Below are 19,394 nucleotides of genomic sequence, written 5' to 3'. Positions count from 1 at the left end.
ACAGCGCAAAAAAAAACGCCCGGCAAAGCCGGGCGTTTCCACATCCAAACCAGCAGCCAAAACCTCAAGCCACCTTCTTCTTACGCTGTCCCATCATCCGCGTGATGTAGTACTGCTGCGCGATCGACAGCACGTTGTTCACCACGTAATACAGCACGAGACCCGCCGGGAAGAAGAAGAACATGACCGAGAACGCGATCGGCATGAACATCATCATCTTGGCTTGCACGGGGTCCGGCGGCGTCGGGTTCAGCTTCGTTTGCAGGAACATCGACACGGCCATCAACACCGGCAGAATGAAATACGGGTCCTGTTGCGACAGATCGTGAATCCAGCCGATCCACGGCGCGCCGCGCATTTCCACCGACGACAGCAGCACCCAGTACAGCGAAATGAACACCGGAATCTGAATCACCACCGGCAGGCAGCCGCCGAACGGATTCACCTTCTCGGTCTTGTACAGCTCCATCAACTGCGCGTTCATCTTCTGCGGATCGCTCTTGAAGCGTTCGCGAATCTGCTGCATGCGCGGCGTGATTTCCTTCATGCGCGCCATCGACTTGTAGCTCGCCGCCGAGAGCGGGAAGAACACCGCCTTGATGAGCAGCGTCAAGAGCACGATCGCCCAGCCCCAGTTGCCGACGAAACCGTGGATCTTCTCGAGCAGCCAGAAAAGCGGCTTGGCGATGATCGTCACCATGCCGTAGTCCTTCACCAGTTCCAGACCCGGCGCGATGCCTTCCAGCATGCGCTCTTCTTCCGGACCGGCGAAAAGACGCGCATCGACGTTCACGCTTTGTCCCGGCGCGATGGTCTGCACCGGCTGCTGCACGCCGACGCGATACAGGTTCGGGTCGATCTTCTGCACGTAGATATCGCGCTGCGCGCCTTCCTTCGGAATCCACGCGGACGCGAAGTAGTGCTGCACCATCGCAATCCAGCCATTGTTCGCGGACGGCTCGAACGTGGCCTTGTTCTTGTCGATGTCGCTGAAATCGATCTTCTGGAAGTGCTTCTGGTCCGTGTAGACAGCCGGCCCGATGAACGTGTGCGAGAAGCGCGGCGTCTCGACGGGCGTGTTGTCGCGCACGAGTTCCATGTAGAGCTTCGGCGCGACCGGCGCGTTGCCGACGTTCTGGATCTTCGTGTCGACATTGATCACGTAGCTGCCGCGCGTGAACGTGTACGTCTTCACGACCTTCACGCCGCCCTTCACCGGCGACTCGAACGCGAGCGTCAGCGTCTTCGCGTCGCCCGACAGCGACGTCTGGCCCGGCACCGCCGTGAAGATGTCGTTGTGATTCGGGAAGTCGCCGCCGAGCAGGCCGGTGCGCGCAAGGTACGTATGGTTCGCGGTGTGATCGAAGAGCGTGATGTAGAGGTCGGGCTGCTTGCCGTCGCCTTCTTTCAGCAGCGAGAGCTTCGAGAGGGTGCCGCCGCGCGTGTCGATTTCACCGGAATACACGTCCGTCGTGAACTTCACGAGTTGCGAAGCTGCCGTGGCGGGCGGCGTCGACGTGCCCGGCGCAGCGCCGGCCGGCGCGTTCGTCAATTCCGAAGGCTGTGCGCCCGGCGCGGCCGAGCCCGGTGCCGGATTGCTGGCGGTCTTGGCCGGCTGCGTCGCGCTCGGGAAGAACATCGACGGGCGCCCGTGGTCGCGCTGCCAGTTGTCGAACAGCATGACAACTGACACGAAGAAGATGACCCATAGGACGGTGCGTTTGATATCCATGCGTTGTCTCAGTGTCGATCGGTAAGCGCTTGTGCGCCGTTTAGTGGTGAATGCTTTTCTTGGGCGGAACCTGCAGCCGGGCTATCCGCCTGCGTGGAAGCGGATGAAGAACCGGAAGCACGGGACGGTGTCGGCACGAGATCGACGCCGCCCGCCGAAAAGGGATGGCAGCGGCAGAGCCGTTTTGCGGCGAGATACGTGCCATGCGCGGCGCCATGATACTGGATTGCCTCGCGCGCGTAGTCGGAACAGGAAGGGTAAAAGCGGCACCGGTTGCCGAGCAGGGGGCTGATCGCAACCTTGTAGAAGCGCAACAACGCGATGAGTGCCGTTTGCATAAGCTTCGCGCTGCACGTTTGATCTGCCGTGAGAGACAAACCGACGCGGCCCGCGCTTCATAACCCGGCAGGGCCGGGTGAATCGTCGACGGCGGGCGCGGAAGGCGGCGCCGCCACGGGTTCGGCCGCGCGGCGCGCGGCTTCCCGCACGGCACGGTCGAAGAGTACTTCCAGTTCGCCGCGGCACAGCGCGCCGAGCGGCGGCGAACTGGCGCTCGGCATTGCCTTGCGGTCGATCTTCGCGTGCAGCCGCACGAGAATGTCGAACCCGCGCAGTTGCTCGCGACGCAGCCGGAACGCCTCGCGCGCGAGCCGCTTGATCAGGTTGCGCGTGACGGCGCGCGGCGCCTGCTTCTTGCCGATGACGAGCCCGAGCCGCGCTTCGTTGGCCGTCGGTTTGCCGTACAGAACGAAGTGTGGCGAACGCCGCCAGGGGCGCAAACGAAAAACGGATGAGAACTCATCCGTTTTCAGCAGCCTTGCGGCCTTGGGGAACGCGGCCGACGCCGGCAACTCGACGATGTCCTGTTTCAAGACTTCTGTGCGGCGCTCGGCAAGCGGCTCGCCACCTTCCGATGCGCCCGTCTCCGAACGCGACGCGGCTGCGAGCAGCACTGGCGTCTTAGATGGCCAGGCGCTTGCGGCCCTTCGCGCGGCGAGCGTTGATGACCTTGCGGCCGCCGGCGGTCTTCATGCGAACGCGGAAGCCATGGGTGCGCTTGCGGCGCGTCACGGAAGGTTGGTAAGTACGTTTCATGGTGCTCTCACTTGAGTTGAATGACCGCGCGGGCTTGGCTCCAGTGTGGTCACTGCAAGCACGATGGCCGGAGGTTCAGGAATTCTGTTTTCGCGGAACCCGCTATTTAAACCGTTTTCCTATTGACCGTCAATAGTTTAGCGTCCCGCGACGCTGCAACGCGCTTCTTTCGCCCCTGTTCGGCGCGGTGATTTGACCCTGTGGATAACTCGCGCGCCGCGAGGGTTTGGCGTTAGAATCTCGCCTTACTCCCAAATATCCGCCCGCTGCTTCGGCCCGCCGTTCGCCCGCAAACCCTTGCGGCGTAAGCCTCCGGAGCATACCTGCTTGGCTGTGCCGGGACTTGCCGACGCATCGGAGGTAATTGGACGCGTTCGGCAAGCATGGCCGCAGGTCGCGCGCAGCAACCATAACGACCGCACTCGATGAACGATTTCTGGGAACACTGTTCCGCACTGCTGGAGCGCGAGCTCACGCCTCAGCAGTACGTCACGTGGATCAAGCCGCTGACCCCGGTCGACTTCGATGCCGACGCGAGCACGCTGCGCATCGCCGCGCCGAACCGCTTCAAGCTCGACTGGGTGAAGAGCCAGTTTTCCGGACGCATCGCCGATGTGGCGCGCGAGTTCTTCAGCGCGCCCATCGACGTGCAATTCGTTCTCGATCCGAAAGCGACCGCCCGCAGCGCGGTCGGCGCGCCGAGCGCCGCGCCGCGCGTGAGCGTCACGCCGCCGCGTCCGCCCGCGCCGTCCGCCGCCCCGGCCGCGCCTTCGGTCGTCGCACACGCAAACGCGACCGCGCACGTCAACGCGCTCGCCGCCGAAGCGGCGCAGCAGGCGCAGGCCACGCAGGAAGATCACGTCGATCTCGACCTCCCGAGTCTCGATGCCAACGAAGCGGCCGCGGGCCGGCGCACGTGGCGGCCGGGCGGCGCGCCATCGGCGGGCGGTGAGAACGATTCCGCCTACGAACGCTCGAAACTCAACCCCGTGCTCACGTTCGACAACTTCGTGACCGGCAAGGCGAATCAGCTCGCCCGCGCGGCTGCGATTCAGGTCGCGGACAATCCGGGCATCTCGTACAACCCGCTCTTTCTATATGGCGGCGTGGGCCTCGGCAAGACGCACCTGATTCACGCCATCGGCAATCAACTGCTGATCGACAAAGCCGGCGCGCGCATCCGCTACATTCACGCGGAGCAGTACGTGTCGGACGTGGTGAAGGCGTATCAGCGCAAGGCGTTCGACGACTTCAAGCGTTACTACCACTCGCTCGATCTGCTGCTGATCGACGATATCCAGTTCTTCTCCGGCAAATCGCGCACGCAGGAAGAATTCTTCTACGCGTTCGAGGCGCTCGTCGCGAACAAGGCGCAGGTCATCATCACGAGCGACACGTATCCGAAGGAAATCTCCGGCATCGACGATCGCCTGATCTCGCGCTTCGACTCGGGTTTGACGGTCGCCATCGAGCCGCCCGAACTGGAAATGCGCGTTGCCATTCTGATGCGCAAGGCGATTTCGGAAGGCGTGAGTCTGTCGGAAGACGTGGCGTTCTTCGTCGCGAAGCATTTGCGCTCGAACGTGCGCGAGCTGGAAGGCGCGCTGCGCAAGATCCTCGCGTACTCCAAGTTCCATGGCCGCGACATCACCATCGAGCTGACTAAAGAAGCGCTTAAAGACCTGCTGACGGTGCAGAACCGGCAAATCTCGGTCGAGAACATTCAGAAGACGGTCGCGGATTTCTACAACATCAAGGTCGCCGACATGTATTCGAAGAAGCGGCCGGCCAACATCGCGCGTCCGCGTCAGATCGCCATGTATCTGGCGAAGGAGCTGACGCAGAAAAGCCTGCCCGAAATCGGCGAACTGTTCGGCGGCCGCGACCACACGACCGTGCTGCACGCGGTGCGCAAGATTGCCGCCGAGCGCGGCAACGACGCACAGCTCAACCACGAACTCCACGTGCTGGAACAGACGCTCAAGGGCTGACGAGAGTCGCCGGCCGGCGCACAGCGGCAAGCGTCGATTGTTGCGCGTGCGGGCCTGTTTATTGGCGAAAACGCCCCCAATTTTTCGGGAGCCGTGCTGTTTTCAGGCACAATACAGGTTTGCCGTCCGCTGGCCTGGACGGTTCTGAAGCGCAAGCTTTCGCGAGTGACCGGCGGGGGGCCGGCAACGCGTGTTACGAGGTTGTCCGGCGGGCGAACGGTGGCGCTACGGTGGCGAACCGCCCGGACAGGCCGTCACATCAATGAAGGAACTCTATGCAACTGGTCAAGACCGAACGAGATAATCTTCTAAGGCCGCTGCAAACCGTGAGCGGTATCGTAGAACGCCGCCATACGTTGCCTATCCTCGCCAATCTGCTCATCACCAAGAACGGCGCGGACGTGTCGTTCCTTTCGACGGACCTCGAACTCCAGATCACCACGCGCGCCGACTTCGGCGTCGGCGGCGATCAGGTCGCCACTACCGTCGCCGCGCGCAAGCTGCTCGACATTCTGCGCGCCATGCCCGTTGGCGAAGTCGCGCTCGACCTTTCCGACAAGCGCCTCACCGTGCGCTCCGGCAAGAGCCGCTTCAATCTGCAGACGCTCGCCGCCGACGAGTTCCCCACGGTCAACCAGGCTACTGACTTCGGCGCGAGCCTTTCGGTTCCGCAAAAGACGTTCCGCCAGTTGCTCGGCATGGTGTATTTCGCAATGGCCCAGCAGGACATCCGCTACTACCTGAACGGCATGCTGCTGGTAGTGGACGGCGATCAGCTGATGGCGGTCGCCACCGACGGGCACCGCCTCGCGTTCTCTTCCATGAAGATCGAAGGCGCGTTTCCGCGTCAGGAAGTCATCATCCCGCGCAAGACCATTCTCGAATTGCAGCGCCTGCTTGAAGACATCGACGACACGCTGAAGATCGACATCGCCGCGACGCAGGTGAAGTTCACGTTCGGTCAGGTGGAACTGGTGTCCAAGCTCGTCGAAGGCAAGTTCCCCGACTTCCAGCGCGTGATTCCGAAGTCGCACAAGAACACGTTCGAGATCGGCCGCGAAGAGTTGCAGCGTTCCCTCCAGCGCGCGGCCATTCTCACGTCCGACAAGTTCAAGGGCGTGCGCTGCCTCGTCGAACCGGGCCAGCTCAAGATCATGTCCACGAACGCGGACCAGGAAGAAGCGCAGGAAGAACTCGAAATCGCGTATCAGGGCGATACCGTCGATATCGGATTCAACGTCACGTATCTGCTCGACGTGCTCGCGAATCTGAAGGTCGACACGCTCCAGGTGGCGCTCGGCGACGCGAATTCCAGCGCGCTGATCACCGTTCCGGAGAACGAGGAATTCAAATACGTGGTGATGCCGATGCGCATCTGACGCGTACGACACCGAAGACACTCCAAGGGGCGACGCGCCCCTTTGGCGTTTTTAAGGTGTTTTGAAAAGTTCGAGCATTTACGAGCAGTTATCGAAGCAGTGTCGAAGCAGTGACGCAGAACCGGAAGAAATCCATGACTGAAAACACACATTCGCAACCCGACAACAGCTACGGCGCATCCTCCATTCAGATCCTCGAAGGTCTGGAGGCCGTGCGCAAGCGTCCGGGCATGTATATCGGCGATACGTCGGATGGCACCGGTCTGCATCACCTCGTCTTCGAAGTGCTGGACAACTCCATCGACGAGGCGCTCGCCGGCTACTGCGACGACATTCACGTGACGATTCACGCGGACAACTCCATCTCCGTGACGGACAACGGCCGCGGCGTGCCGACCGGCCTGAAGCGCGACGACAAGCACGACCCGAAGCGCAGCGCCGCCGAGATCGTGATGACGGAGCTGCACGCGGGCGGCAAGTTCGACCAGAACAGCTACAAGGTGTCGGGCGGCCTGCACGGCGTGGGCGTCTCGTGCGTGAACGCGCTGTCCGAATGGCTGCGCCTCACCGTGCGCCGCGACGGCAAGAAGCACTTCATGGAATTCGCGCGCGGCGTGGTGCAGAACCGCGAGATCGTCGAGGAAGACGGCGTGCAGTACTCGCCGATGCCCGTCGTCGGCGACACCGAAAAGCGCGGCACAGAAGTCCACTTCCTCGCCGATGCGACGATCTTCGGCAATGTCGAATTCCACTACGACATTCTCGCCAAGCGCATGCGCGAACTGTCCTTCCTGAACAACGGCGTGCGTATCCGCCTGACGGACCTGCGCACCGGCAAGGAAGACGACTTCGCGTTCGCGGGCGGTGTGAAAGGCTTTGTCGAGTACATCAACAAGCAGAAGCAGGTGCTGCATCCGACCGTGTTCCACGCGACCGGCGAGCGCGAGAACGTGACCGTGGAAGTGGCCATGCAGTGGAACGACAGCTTCAATGAAAGCGTGCTCTGCTTCACGAACAACATTCCGCAGCGCGACGGCGGCACGCACCTGACCGGCCTGCGCGCGGCGATGACGCGCGTCATCAACAAGTACATCACGGACAACGACATCGCCAAGAAGGCGAAGGTGGAAACCACCGGCGACGACATGCGCGAAGGCTTGTCGTGCGTGCTCTCGGTGAAGGTGCCGGAGCCGAAGTTCAGCTCGCAGACGAAGGACAAGCTGGTGTCGTCGGAAGTGCGCGCGCCGGTCGAGGAAATCGTCGCGAAGGCGCTCGAAGATTATCTGCAAGAAACGCCGAGCGACGCGAAGATCATCACGAGCAAGATCGTCGATGCGGCGCGTGCGCGCGACGCGGCCCGCAAGGCGCGCGAGATGACGCGCCGCAAGGGCGTGCTCGACGGCATCGGGCTGCCGGGCAAGCTCGCGGATTGCCAGGAGAAGGACCCGGCGAAGTCGGAAATCTATATCGTCGAGGGCGACTCGGCGGGCGGATCAGCCAAGCAGGGCCGCGACCGCAAGTTCCAGGCGATTCTTCCGCTGCGCGGCAAGGTGCTGAACGTGGAGAAGGCGCGCTTCGACAAGCTGATCTCGTCGGAGCAGATCGTGACGCTCGTGACGGCGCTTGGCTGCGGCATCGGCAAGGACGATTACAACCTCGACAAGCTGCGTTATCACCGCATCATCATCATGACGGATGCGGACGTGGACGGCGCGCACATCCGCACGCTCTTGCTGACGTTCTTCTACCGGCAGATGCCGGAGATCGTCGAGCGCGGGTATATCTACATCGCGCAGCCGCCGCTCTACAAGATCAAGGCGGGCAAGGACGAACGGTATATGAAGGACGCGCACGAGCTGAACCAGCACATGCTGAAGCTCGCGCTGCAAGGTTCGGAACTGATTCCGAGCGAAGGCGCGGACCCGATTTCGGGCGATGCGCTCGGCGAACTCGCGCGTGCGTATCTGCTGGCGCAGGCGGTGGTGGATCGCATCAGCCGCATTTACGACGCGGCGGCGCTCGAAGCCGTGATGGACGGCGTCGTGATCGATCTGTCGACGGAAGAAGCGGCGGCTGCATCGGCGAAGGCGCTGGAAGCGCGGCTGCGCGCCGATCCGCTGAAGCCCGAGGTCACGGTCGAGCCGGCGTATGACCCGGTTCGCGAAGTGCGCTCGCTGCATATCAAGCGGCGTCATCACGGCAACGTGAAGGTTTCCGTGTTCGACGAAGACCTGCAACTGACCGCTGACTACAAGCAGCTGGTTTCGACGGCCGATACGTTCAAGGGATTGATCGGCGAAGGCGCGTTGATCAAGCGCGGCGAGCGGTCGATGGCCGTGTCGGACTTCAAGAGCGCGATGAAATGGCTGATCGCTGACGCCGAACGCAACGTGTCGAAGCAACGTTATAAGGGCCTCGGCGAGATGAACCCCGAGCAGCTTTGGGAAACGACGATGGACCCGAACGTGCGGCGTTTGCTGCGCGTGCAGATCGAAGACGCGATCGCGGCGGATGGCATCTTCACGACGCTCATGGGCGATGATGTCGAGCCGCGTCGGGCGTTTATCGAGAGCAATGCGTTGCGGGCGGGGAATATTGATGTTTGAGGGGAGATGTAGATAGACGCATAACCTGAGAAAAACAAACCCATAAGTTGAGAAACTTATGGGTTTGTTTTGTTAGTAGTCTGCGCCTATAGAGCGAGTTAGCTGTGTGAGACACAATGCTTTTCGCGCCATAGTCCTCAAATCGCAGAATCCGCAAAGTCGCTGATAGTGACAGATGCTTAGACACGGCTCGCGTCGGCCCATTTTCCATATGACGGTGAACCCGAAACAGCCGCACGGCATCATCCTTGTAATTAGGACAGACGCTCGGTCGGGTCGCGCTACTAATATCGTACGGAATGTCAGCCGCCAACGCCGCCAACGCAAGCGCAGATTTTGATACAGAGTCCCGCATCATCATCTTTCCAGCAAACTCATTGGACTATTACGCATTAAATTCTCAAAATTTCACAATGCGAGCAACGATATATCTGCGATACCAAATAGGAATAGAGAGTCCTTGGCGTTCGGTCGGACGAACTGTCGCGGCATCTTTTTCAACTGAAGGTGAGGCGGAGAAATCGGTGATTTTCACCGATAACGGAGCTGATTCGCAGGAAAAACGGTAATATTCGTTCCCATAAGTGCGGAACTGCGCGCTCTCGGTGCTGGTATCCGGAAGGGGTGCGTAAGTGAGCACTTGCGCGACATGCGCGTCACACATCATTCGAACAGCATATGGAATTTACTGCGGAACGATTTTCGGGTCATGAATCGTTTGTCTGCCGCTATGGCTGGTTGCGTAAGGTTTTCGATGCCGTCAACGCCTCGCCTGAGATATTAAAGAAGGACGCTGAAGCTACGGAGCGGTTAGGTATCGGCCGCAACATGGTTAGGTCACTACAGTTCTGGGGGGAAGCTACAGGCGTTATTCAAGTAGCGCGTGGGGACGGCAAAGGCCATGTTGCTGGGCCAACGGGTCGACTCCTCTTCAACGATGGAGGATGGGACCCTTTCCTCGAAAAGCCCGAATCGCTCTGGCTTCTTCACTGGTGGCTTTCCGCAAATGCCAACATAGCTGCTTGGAACGTCGTTTTTGGCGATGTCTCTATGGCCCGCTTTGAGAAAGCCGATGTCGTTGCAAAATTGACCCAGCGTGGTGCTGGCAACGCACGCGCGCTTGCCCAGTCAACTGTTGAGCAGCACACCTCGATTTTCCTGCAGAGCTACGTGCGGACAAACGAGTCAACTGACGACAGTCTGTGGTGCCCGCTGCAAGACCTGAAGCTAGTCCGACCGGTACCAAGCAGGACAGGCGCGACAATCTATGACTCTTCCGTTGCATCACCAATTGGCCTCAGCGTGCGAGTGTTTACTGCCGCGTTAGCTCACTTTTTTCGCATGCAATCGTCAAAGCGGAAGTCCCTGCCGATGCATGAGCTCGCACTGGCGAAACTGAGTCCCGGCGCAATCTTTCGACTCGATGAACCCCGTCTTTATGATTTTCTGCAGCAGACGGAATGCTTAACAGGTGGTGCGATTCGATTGATAGACACCGCCGACACCCAGAGTGTGGTCTGCGACGAGAAACTTCTTTCATCTGCCGAATCTATTTTTTCGCTTCTGGATGTCATAGCACATGTCTGAGCCTATTGCGACTCATCTGCTTCTTGACCGCCATTTCAGCCGGTCGATTTCCCTCGAGCGCGACTTGCATGACAAGGACGCCCTTGACGGCTATATGCTTACTCCGGCAGTAATTTCTGCGCTGACTCAAATTGGTACCGGTGTAAAGACGCAGGGCAAGCAAAGAGCTTGGAAGATTATTGGCCCGTACGGCAGCGGTAAATCTGCTCTGGCGTTACTGCTTTCGCGCCTTTTGGCCGGGCCAAAGGCGGCACGCAACGTTTTTGGCGCCCTTTCCGAGCGAGCCCCACATGTCGCCGCACTCTTCCGCCCAGGAAGCAACCTGCTTCCACTCGCAGTCGGTGGTTCACGTACGTCTCTCGGTTCCGCTATTGCCAAGAGCGCGAAAGAGACACTGCAGACGTGGACGGACCATCGTGGCGCAACCAAAGTGGTCAAGGCAATTGACTTAGAGCAAGGAACTTATAAAGGCCAGCGGCTGAACTCGGCATCCAATTCTCTTCTATTGGATTTGATTTCCTGCGCCCAGGAACAAGGCTATGGTGGCGTACTCCTCCTCATCGACGAACTTGGAAAATTTGTCGAGCACGCGACGCTATGGCCCGCGGAGGGCGACCTCATGGTTTTGCAGCAGGTCGCGGAATTAGCCTGCCGAGGCGACGATGCATCGTTGTTTGTGGTGACGATGCTCCACCAGCACCTCGCCGACTACGCCAAAGGCGTCGGCCGCACCGCATCGGATGAGTGGCATAAGATATCCGGCCGTTTCGATGAGGTCGCGTTTGATGAGCCTGTGCAACGCTACGCACATTTTGCTGCTCACGCGCTTGCGGCGCCGGCGTCAGTGACGAGGGTGCAGTCTATTCAACGGACGGCGCGCGCAAACTATAAGCGCGCTCTCACGCTCGGGCTTCTTCGTAGCTCCGGCGAAGCTGACAATAAATTATTTGAGCACGCTGAAAGGCTTTTCCCGCTGCACCCGGTCGTGCTTTCGGCAATGGCGCACGTTTCCAAGCGAATGGGACAGAGCGAGCGCTCGTTTCACGCATTCCTGCGTGGGCACGAACCGTATGCATTCCGAGACTTTATTCAGACGCGAACTCTCGACGCGAAGAACTGGTACTCAAGTGAGCAGCTATTTTCGTTCTTGAGACAGGGCGCCCGCCTGCGATTTCGTGATTTGGCCACCGAACGTAGATGGGAATTTGCTCTAGGCGCTATCGAGGATGCCGGTGAGAGGTCGGAAATCGAGGTTTCCGTATTGCAAGCTTTATCGGTACTCGAGCTGATGAGGAGCAGTGCACGGCTAGCCGCGACTCCCGACTTGATAGCCTTCGCCCTCGCAGACAAATTTTCAGTGGCTGATATTCAGGCCGCTTTGGACGAAAGCTGCAAGCGATGTATCTTGCTCAAAACACCAGGAGGTGAAGGGTACGCGTTCGCCGTCAATGAATCCGTCAATGTTGATGCCCTTTACGAAGTTGCGGGAGACTCTGCGAGTGACCTCACGGTTGCCGGACTTCAGAAATTGTTGAGTGAAAATACGGTTGTTGCAAGCGGCCATTACCACCGGAAGGGGACATTTCGGACGGTGTCAATCAACGTTGGTCAGGCCGTTGATGACTTTCCGAATTATTCGTCAGATGCAGATGGCTTGATTAATGTCATCCTCGTTGATGAGTCTCGCTCTGAGCATCGCGAGAGAGCGATGGCGCTTCAATCGACCAAAGGGTGCCCATTGGTCCTTTGGACGTCCATCGAGCTCAGCGAAAGCGCGCTCACGTCACTTCGCGAATTGTCGCGCTGGATGTCGGTCAAGGCCGCAACACAAAACGGCACCTTGGACCCTTGGACGTCGAGATACGTTGAAAATTCACTAGCCGACGTACGTCGGCGTGTCGAAGCCAATGTGATGAGCCGGCTCCTCGGACAAAGTGACTACCACTACGAGGGTGAGCCGGTACCTAGCGCTACGCAGTTGAATGTCAGCCAGGCAGCGTCGTGGATGTTTGACGCCGTATTCACGGATTGTCCGACGCTCGTCAATGAGCTTATCAATAAGGACCGCCCCTCCTCCGCGATTGTGCTCGCGCGACAGAGACTGTTTGAAAAATTGATGGCAACACATATGCCAGGCGAAGCACTTTTCGGTACCGTCGAGTTCCCTCCAGAGCGTCTTCTTTATGCCACGCTGCTGCGGGACACGGGAATCTATACCGAGCGAGCCAACGCGCCTTGGTCGACCCCAGAATCATTGAAACACGTCTGGCAAAGAATCGAAACACTGCTCCGGACGGCGATGCCGACAAGTTTCCGCACTATCTTGGAGCAACTGAGCTTGCCACCCTTGGGTATCAGGCAGGGCGTAGCATCAGTTTGGGTCGTCAGTTATCTATTGGCAAAGCGTGACGTATGCGCCGTATTCGAACGCGGGACCCTCGTCCTCGAGCTCACTGCGGACCACTTGGCTCGCATGTTCAAGAATCCCGACGCATTTCAGCTGCGCGAGTTTTCCGACGCTGGTCACGGGGAAAAGTTGCAACACCAGTATTGCTCGGTTCTGGCGTCTGTTGGCCAGTCGCTGTCGGCGGCACCGACGTTCCTTGAACTGTCACGAGCAATGGTCCGCTGGTACGCCCGGCTTCCAGAGTACGCGCAAGAAACCTTGAGCGTATCGGCCGACGCCAAATTGCTGCGCTCGACGCTAAAACGCGCCACAGACCCGATTGAACTTCTGAGTGAACAAATCCCCTCCCTATTCAATCAAGACGCAGGAGCGAAGGACTTTGTCCGCCGCTTGAGTTCTGCAATGAATGAACTGGGCAGCGCGTATCGTCGCCTTCAGGAAGAGGCTGCCGCCACGTTGGGCCGTGCATTTGGAATCCCCGGACCATTGGCTGTGGTAAGGACTCAGCTCCAGCGGGAATGTGCCGACTTAGCAGCAGACCTAGCTGACGTAGAGCTGAAGGCATTCGTGCTCCGATGCGTCGACGTTACTCCTGTAGACGACCGCTGGCTCGACTCACTCGCCACGCTCATCGTTAAAAGGCCCATGGAGTCTTGGGCCGATGACAGCCTTCCCATGTTTCGAGACGTGATTTTGGAGCTTTGTGGTCGGTACAAGCGGTGGTTGAAGGTTGCGATGGAGCGGGGTCAACACCGAGAAGCGACAGAGCGCTTCTTGAGCTTCACGATTACCTCTTTTGGCGGTGAAGAACGCTCGCTGCTCGTGGCCTCTTCAAAAAAGGCGAAAGAGCTGGCTGACAAGATATTGACCTCGTTGAAACCGCAGGTGAACGGCGACGCCGAAATGTTGCAGGCAGCGCTTGCACAAGCGCTGGCTGAGGTATTGCAAGCCAACGAAATGCGCATTGGAGCCGAGATTGACGGTCGAAAAAAAGCGAGTTAGGCACATTTTGAGTCTCTCGGGCGGCAAAGACAGTGCCGCCTTGGCCCTCTTCATGAGAGACAAGGTACCCGAGATGGAATATATTTTTAGCGATACGCGCAAGGAACTGCCAGAAACGTACGAATTCTTGGACAAGATTTCGAATTACCTAGGAAAGCCGGTCACAAGACTCAACGCAGACTTAGGTTTTGACCACTGGTATGAGATGTACGGCGGAATGATTCCTTCAAATCACCGCCGTTGGTGCACTCGAGCGCTCAAACTGAAACCTTTTGAGCAGTATTGCGGCAATGACGAAGTCATCAACTACGTGGGCCTAAGGGCAGACGAGAACCGCTCCGGGTACATTAGCCACAAACCCAACATCAAAGCGGTCTATCCGTTCATTGACGCGGGACTGGTATTGCGAGACATTGAAGAAATTCTTCGTGTCGCCGGCGTCGGTATGCCGCCGTACACCAAATGGGGAAGAACGCGCTCGGGATGCTATTTCTGCTTTTACCAGCAAAAAATAGAGTGGGTCAGGCTCAAGGAGACGCATCCCGACCTGTATGAAAAGGCGAAGGAATATGAGCGGCCATACGAGAAGACGGGAAATTTCTTCACCTGGAGTCAAGGTGAAAGTCTGGCAGAGCTAGAGCAACCTGCGCGTATGGAGCAGATTAGGACCGAGCATATCATCCGCGTGCAGCGAAAAATTGAACGTCGAGAGAATGTAACGCTACTCGAGCTGTTCAAAGATGCAGATACCGGCGAAGAGGCAGATGACGATGATGACCAAGGCTGCTTAGTTTGTCAGCTGTGAACAAGAAAAATCAAAACCGAGGGGCAAGTGATGGCGTTCACCTTTAAAGCACGTGTACTGCTCGAATTAGGTGCAGAACTAATAAGCTCGGATGCAGTTGCGGTGTATGAGCTTGCAAAAAATGCGATTGATGCTGGTTCGAAAGAACTTCGGTTTGAAGTGTCTATCACCCTTCAGCATTCAAAATATCGGCTCTTGTGTGACTGGTTGGATGACCACGCAACCAACTATGACATAGAGGCCTTTACCGCCAAAGTCGACTCCTTAGTCGAGATTGACGCGCCAGCAAGGATGCGTGCGAAATTCTATGAGGCACTCGCGGAACCCGCGACCTCAGCGGCGGCTAGAACCGCACTCGATGAAGCGTACCTCGCAGGCAATAAAATTGTCATCGCCGACAAGGGGCATGGCATGACTCGGCACGCGTTACGGGAGTGCTATTTGACCGTCGGAACACCTATGCGTCTCCTTCAGAAGCAGACGTCGAAAGCGACAGGTCAAGCTGACAACTCAGGAGCTTCCGCACCTGTGCTCGGTGAGAAAGGTATCGGACGCTTAGCCGCAATGCGCTTGGGACGAAGCGTACACGTGAGAACTAGCGACCCGCAAGGCGCGCGTGCCCGAATGCAAATCCCCGAAACGGAACGAGGTGAGCCGGAGGACCCAACTCTCTGGAATGTGCTACGGTTGGACTATCGGCCAATATTCGCGGACCCCAATCTCGGTATTGAAGACGTTGACTTCAAGCCGGCCTTCGGCGGCACAAAGCCGGACCCCGAGGCAAGTGGGACTACGCTTACAATTCGTGACCTGCAGAGCGACTGGGACTTAGAAAAGCTGGAAAGCTTGACGAATAGTCAGTTGGTGAAGCTAGCGGACCCATTCGCCTCCTCGTTTGCTACAAGATTTTTTCTGTTGAAGCTTCAGGACGAGGTAGTTGAGTTCGGGAAGTTCGAAAGTATGAAGCTCAAGCACTCGGACGTTGAATGCACAATCAGTTTTCGGGAGCGAGAGCAACAAGCCAGCAATTCGCAAGATTGGACGCCAATGGAGTTGGTCGTTGACGTTAACTACAAGCGTTTCGGGAAGCGCCAAGTTTTCCCGTTCAGTGGCGACCACTTGAAGAGCTGCATCACCTTGGCCCCGACTCGCGGAAAGCGTCCAAAAGCTGATGACCCGCTTCCCGCCAACGATGCGGTCGAGGGAGGATTGCGTCGGCTCGGTCCGTTTGAAGCGAAATTTTGGTGGTTCAATCGCGGGCGGATACAGCGAGAGGACAAGGACCTATGGAGTGCGCTCAAACCGTTCGTGGCGAATTGGAGTGGTGGACTATTAGTCTACCGGGACGGCTTTCGTGTATACCCGTATGGGGCTCAAGGAGACGACTGGCTGGACCTGGATAGGAACGCATTGTCGGCATCCCGTTATCGTCTAAACCGTGCGCAGATTGTCGGCTATCTGCGCATCGCCCACGACAACAACCCAGCGCTTCAAGACCAGACGAACCGGGAAGGCTTTCGAGATTGCGTGGAAAAAGAAGCATTGCGCCGCCTCTTGAGACATGTATTTATAAATGTGTGTCGACCTTTTCTCGAAAGAATCGACAATGAGGAGAGAGAGGAGGACCTCGGTAGCATCGACAAAATCGAAGCGAGAATGTCCGAGTCACAGCGCGATGCTGTAGGAATGCTTAAGAATCTTCAGAGGGAGCTTCCGGAGCAAGATAGCAATATTCGCGAGATTATCTATCAGCTTGGTGAGATACAAGACGCTTGGGAAAGGGCGAAGTTGACAATTGCCGCTCAAGAACAGGAAATGGAGCAGTACATAGACCTAGCGGGGCGAGGACTGCAAGTCGAATTTATCGCGCACGAGATGGCTCGTGTAACAGCTAACATCTTAAATTTACTGAAGGGCGATAAACCTCTTGAATCTGCCGCAGTTAAGGGCATGTTGGAGGCACAAGTAAAGACTCTTGAGAAGAAGATTCGCAATTTGGACGTATATAGCATCCCGGGGCGACAACGGCGGACCGGTACGGACGTCGTTGAACTAGTCAAAGCGTTCCAAGAAGTGCACGCCGATAAAGTGACTCGTCATAATATCGACTTCAAAGTTTCTGGCCTCGAGAAGCCATTGTTAGCTAAGGTGGAAAGAGGTCAGATTTTAAATATTCTCGATAATTTGTTTGCAAACTCGTTCTACTGGCTGAAGACTCGGTCGGATAGGTCGATGCGCCCGTCAATTCAGGTCGTCATCGACGCTCAGGAGCGTACTCTTACGTTTCGTGACAATGGGCCGGGAATACCGCCCACGCTCGTTCCACAACTCTTTGTGCCGTTCATGACCACCAAGCCACCGGGCGAGGGCAGAGGTCTTGGTTTGTATATTTCAAGAAAATTTGCGGGATACAACGACGCAACCTTGGAATTGGGACCTGTGAGTACGGACGGCGTTCACCACGCCTTTGTGTTGTCGTTTAAGAATACGCCAAAAAAATGAGCACCGTTGCCCAAGTAGATAACAACCTGCTTCGTGCCTTCGCGCCAATTGTTGTCGTCGTTGATGACTGTTTCACAAAGTTGGATTTTTCGCGAATCGACGGCACTGATTCGGCGCGATTCGAGCGCACCGTGACTGAAGCTGAGATAGAAGCGTTACGAGCCGAGATTCCACAGCTTGACTCTGTCGAGGATTTTCTCGTCGACGAGCTCCTCCTCGAAAACGCGTGGAAGCTATGGAAGGCCAAACCACTAGAGTATCGTTTTCTCAACGCGCTCTTCCAAGGGTTTGACGCGCAGGCCGGTGCTCCTTCGGCTCCTGTGGAAGAGTTGGTCACATTTCTGCGAGATACCGTCGGCTTCGATGTCAAAACTCATCCGAGCGTTGAGGAGGCAGAGGACGACATCAAGGCGAGTCGCCTTCTGTTTCTCGACTTCAACTTGAAAGGACAGGTGCCGGAGCTTGAGCGTGGACAGACGTACGCGGGCGCAATCATCGAAAGCTACGAGCAATGGGGAGCACTCCTGAGCGAGGGAGCGCGAATCGATGGCGCTTCGCTCGAAAGGTATGTAATTTTGATGTCGTCCAACCTGCCGGATGTTCCAGACCTGGAGCGCTTCCGCCAGACGACTAAGATTCGAAGTGCGTTTTTTCAAGCGGTTGATAAAGCACGGATTACTGCTGAATGGACAGCGAAGCAGCTCAGGGAGAAATGCAATGGTGATTTAACGGCGCGCGGTTTGTCCAACATGCTCAACTCCTTCAAACAGGCAGTCGAGCATGCAGCGCGAGGGCTGATGGAAGACATCGAAAGGCTTGAGCTGCATGACTTGGCTTTTTTGCAAGCCAGTCGCCTCAATACCGAGGAGCAGCATATTGGTAATTATCTTTCGTGGCTTTTTTCGGAGGCACTAGCCGCTCGCACGAGAGGCCGCCCCGAGCTGTCGACTGCGGGAGCTGCAATTCCGGACGCGAACGAGCTCTACTTTAGCGGACGACTTCGGCCGGGAAGTTTGCTGTTCCAGCTGTACTCGGAAGTGGCTTTTTCTTACCCATGGAATGTAAGGCCGGGGCGTCTGCGCTTCGGAGACGTACTTCGCGAAAAGCACATTCTCGACCAGCTCGACTTTCCGCTCTCAATGCTTGAAGACTTGGAGCAGGATTGCCGCCATTGGCTTGATTTCGCCGCGCGCCAAGAAGTAAGCGAGTCCCGCATGCTCAATACGGGCGACAAGCTTTTACTTGTCATGTCACCTGCTTGCGACCTGCTGCGCTGTAGTGAGGATTTCGAAGTGCTCGTGGTCCGCGGCACGGTGGTGCAGACAGTACCCGATATTGTAAGCGCCTTCGGGATGCCCCATCCGGTTTCGGATGGCTACATGATGCGCAGAAGTAGCGACCCTGACGATGGAGTCGCGCTTATAAAATGGAAAACGAAAGCAATCAAAACTGTCCGCTGGAGAACACTTGCGAATCCCCGATTGTTCGAAAGGTGTGGTCGCCTCAACGATACGTTTTCTAACGATATCAAGCAGAAGCTGATGAGTGATTTGAGCCGAGTTGGAGTCCCTATCGACCCATCATTTGCACGCCCGATGACTGGTTGCCTTTGGATAAAGGGAACGGCACAGGGTGCGCAGCCGATATTGGTCAAATTCCCAACCGAGTTCGTGTCCATGGTTCAAATAGGTGGCCGTAAAGGCACCGCGAGCGAGAGCGGAGTCGTCGTCTTGTCCGAAGAGCTGGTGGGTTGGCTGAGCGAGGAGCTTCCAAAAAAATTTCCCGCCGGAAATGCGGGAGCGGCAGCTTTGCCAGGCCCAGTGGCCAATTTCGTGGCAGAGCTTCTCGAACAGCCGGGTTACCGATTCAATATCGATAAGAGCGTTGCGCGGTTCAGCAGGGTCAGCGGGAAGATAAGCTTCGAGGATGAGTTTGTCGAAGAGAAGCTTGTCGTCAAAGACGCCGTACATATTCAATGTTATCCGTACATCGCTGGCGTGAAGGCCGCAGATGCTATCGAGCAGGGATTGAATGGGGCGTCTTGAAGCTTCCCTTCGTTCGCGATGTTAAACGGAAACGCACATTCGGGGCGAGTTCCAACGGTTGAAGATTACGAATCACTCAACGTTGGAAGCTCGATGGACGCTAGTGGAAACAGGCAACGATTTCTGGCGCTTTAAAAACAGCACGGCGGGGCACAGCCCGCTTCGCGGGCTGCAACCCGTAAAAGCTCATCCAAACTTCCAATAGAGCAGGAAATCGACACACCAGAATGATGTTTCTGAGCA

The 19,394-nt window shown here is 57.4% G+C and carries 11 protein-coding genes and 1 pseudogene; 8 read left to right on the top strand and 4 right to left on the bottom strand.

The features are described 5' to 3' along the window. Positions 1–64: 64 nt before the first annotated feature. The 4 genes and pseudogenes from yidC to rpmH form a co-directional block, all read right to left on the bottom strand. Entirely contained in the window at positions 65–1,732 is a 1,668-nt protein-coding gene (gene yidC, locus P9239_RS17810) for a membrane protein insertase YidC (RefSeq protein ID WP_309753209.1), read from the bottom strand. A gap of 80 nt (positions 1,733–1,812) precedes the next feature. After that, a pseudogene (gene yidD / locus P9239_RS17805) lies at positions 1,813–2,070 on the bottom strand (membrane protein insertion efficiency factor YidD); the annotation flags it as partial. Positions 2,071–2,127: 57 nt separating this feature from the next. Beyond that, positions 2,128–2,604, bottom strand: a complete 477-nt coding sequence (gene rnpA, locus P9239_RS17800; RefSeq protein ID WP_309754133.1) for a ribonuclease P protein component — start codon at positions 2,602–2,604, stop codon at positions 2,128–2,130. An 88-nt stretch (positions 2,605–2,692) separates the two neighbouring features. Then, positions 2,693–2,827, bottom strand: coding sequence for a 50S ribosomal protein L34 (rpmH, locus tag P9239_RS17795; RefSeq protein WP_004198824.1), 135 nt, complete (start codon positions 2,825–2,827; stop codon positions 2,693–2,695). Positions 2,828–3,252: 425 nt separating this feature from the next. Here rpmH and dnaA point away from each other — a divergent pair, with 425 nt between their 5' ends. The 8 genes from dnaA (at position 3,253) to P9239_RS17755 (ending at position 19,151) form a co-directional block, all read left to right on the top strand. After that, entirely contained in the window at positions 3,253–4,818 is a 1,566-nt protein-coding gene (dnaA, locus tag P9239_RS17790) for a chromosomal replication initiator protein DnaA (RefSeq protein WP_309753203.1), read from the top strand. A gap of 275 nt (positions 4,819–5,093) precedes the next feature. Further along, the gene (dnaN, locus tag P9239_RS17785; RefSeq protein WP_309753201.1) at positions 5,094–6,197 is read left to right on the top strand and encodes a DNA polymerase III subunit beta; all 1,104 of its coding nucleotides are present in this window, start codon (positions 5,094–5,096) and stop codon (positions 6,195–6,197) included. Positions 6,198–6,331: 134 nt separating this feature from the next. Beyond that, the gene (gene gyrB / locus P9239_RS17780) at positions 6,332–8,803 is read left to right on the top strand and encodes a DNA topoisomerase (ATP-hydrolyzing) subunit B (RefSeq protein ID WP_309753199.1); all 2,472 of its coding nucleotides are present in this window, start codon (positions 6,332–6,334) and stop codon (positions 8,801–8,803) included. A 678-nt stretch (positions 8,804–9,481) separates the two neighbouring features. Then, the gene (locus tag P9239_RS17775) at positions 9,482–10,390 is read left to right on the top strand and encodes a DUF4007 family protein (RefSeq protein WP_309753197.1); all 909 of its coding nucleotides are present in this window, start codon (positions 9,482–9,484) and stop codon (positions 10,388–10,390) included. After that, positions 10,383–13,799 carry a hypothetical protein gene (locus tag P9239_RS17770; protein ID WP_309753195.1) on the top strand — a complete coding sequence of 1,139 codons (3,417 nt, stop codon included), beginning with the start codon at positions 10,383–10,385 and terminating at the stop codon, positions 13,797–13,799. The genes P9239_RS17775 and P9239_RS17770 overlap by 8 nt, the downstream gene beginning before the upstream one ends. After that, positions 13,774–14,604: a phosphoadenosine phosphosulfate reductase family protein gene (locus P9239_RS17765; protein WP_309753193.1), complete on the top strand. Its 831-nt coding sequence runs from the start codon at positions 13,774–13,776 to the stop codon at positions 14,602–14,604. Before P9239_RS17770 ends, P9239_RS17765 begins: the two co-directional genes overlap by 26 nt. A 30-nt stretch (positions 14,605–14,634) precedes the next feature. After that, positions 14,635–17,106, top strand: a complete 2,472-nt coding sequence (locus P9239_RS17760; RefSeq protein WP_309754131.1) for a sensor histidine kinase — start codon at positions 14,635–14,637, stop codon at positions 17,104–17,106. Continuing rightward, on the top strand, positions 17,103–19,151 hold the full coding sequence (locus tag P9239_RS17755) for a hypothetical protein (protein ID WP_309753191.1): 2,049 nt from the start codon (positions 17,103–17,105) through the stop codon (positions 19,149–19,151). Before P9239_RS17760 ends, P9239_RS17755 begins: the two co-directional genes overlap by 4 nt. Positions 19,152–19,394 lie beyond the last annotated feature (243 nt).

The organism is Caballeronia sp. LZ062 (assembly GCF_031450785.1).
Classification (GTDB): Bacteria; Pseudomonadota; Gammaproteobacteria; order Burkholderiales; family Burkholderiaceae; genus Caballeronia.
Note: the sequence above shows the minus strand (reverse complement) of the source record. Positions and strands in the feature narration are given on the sequence as shown.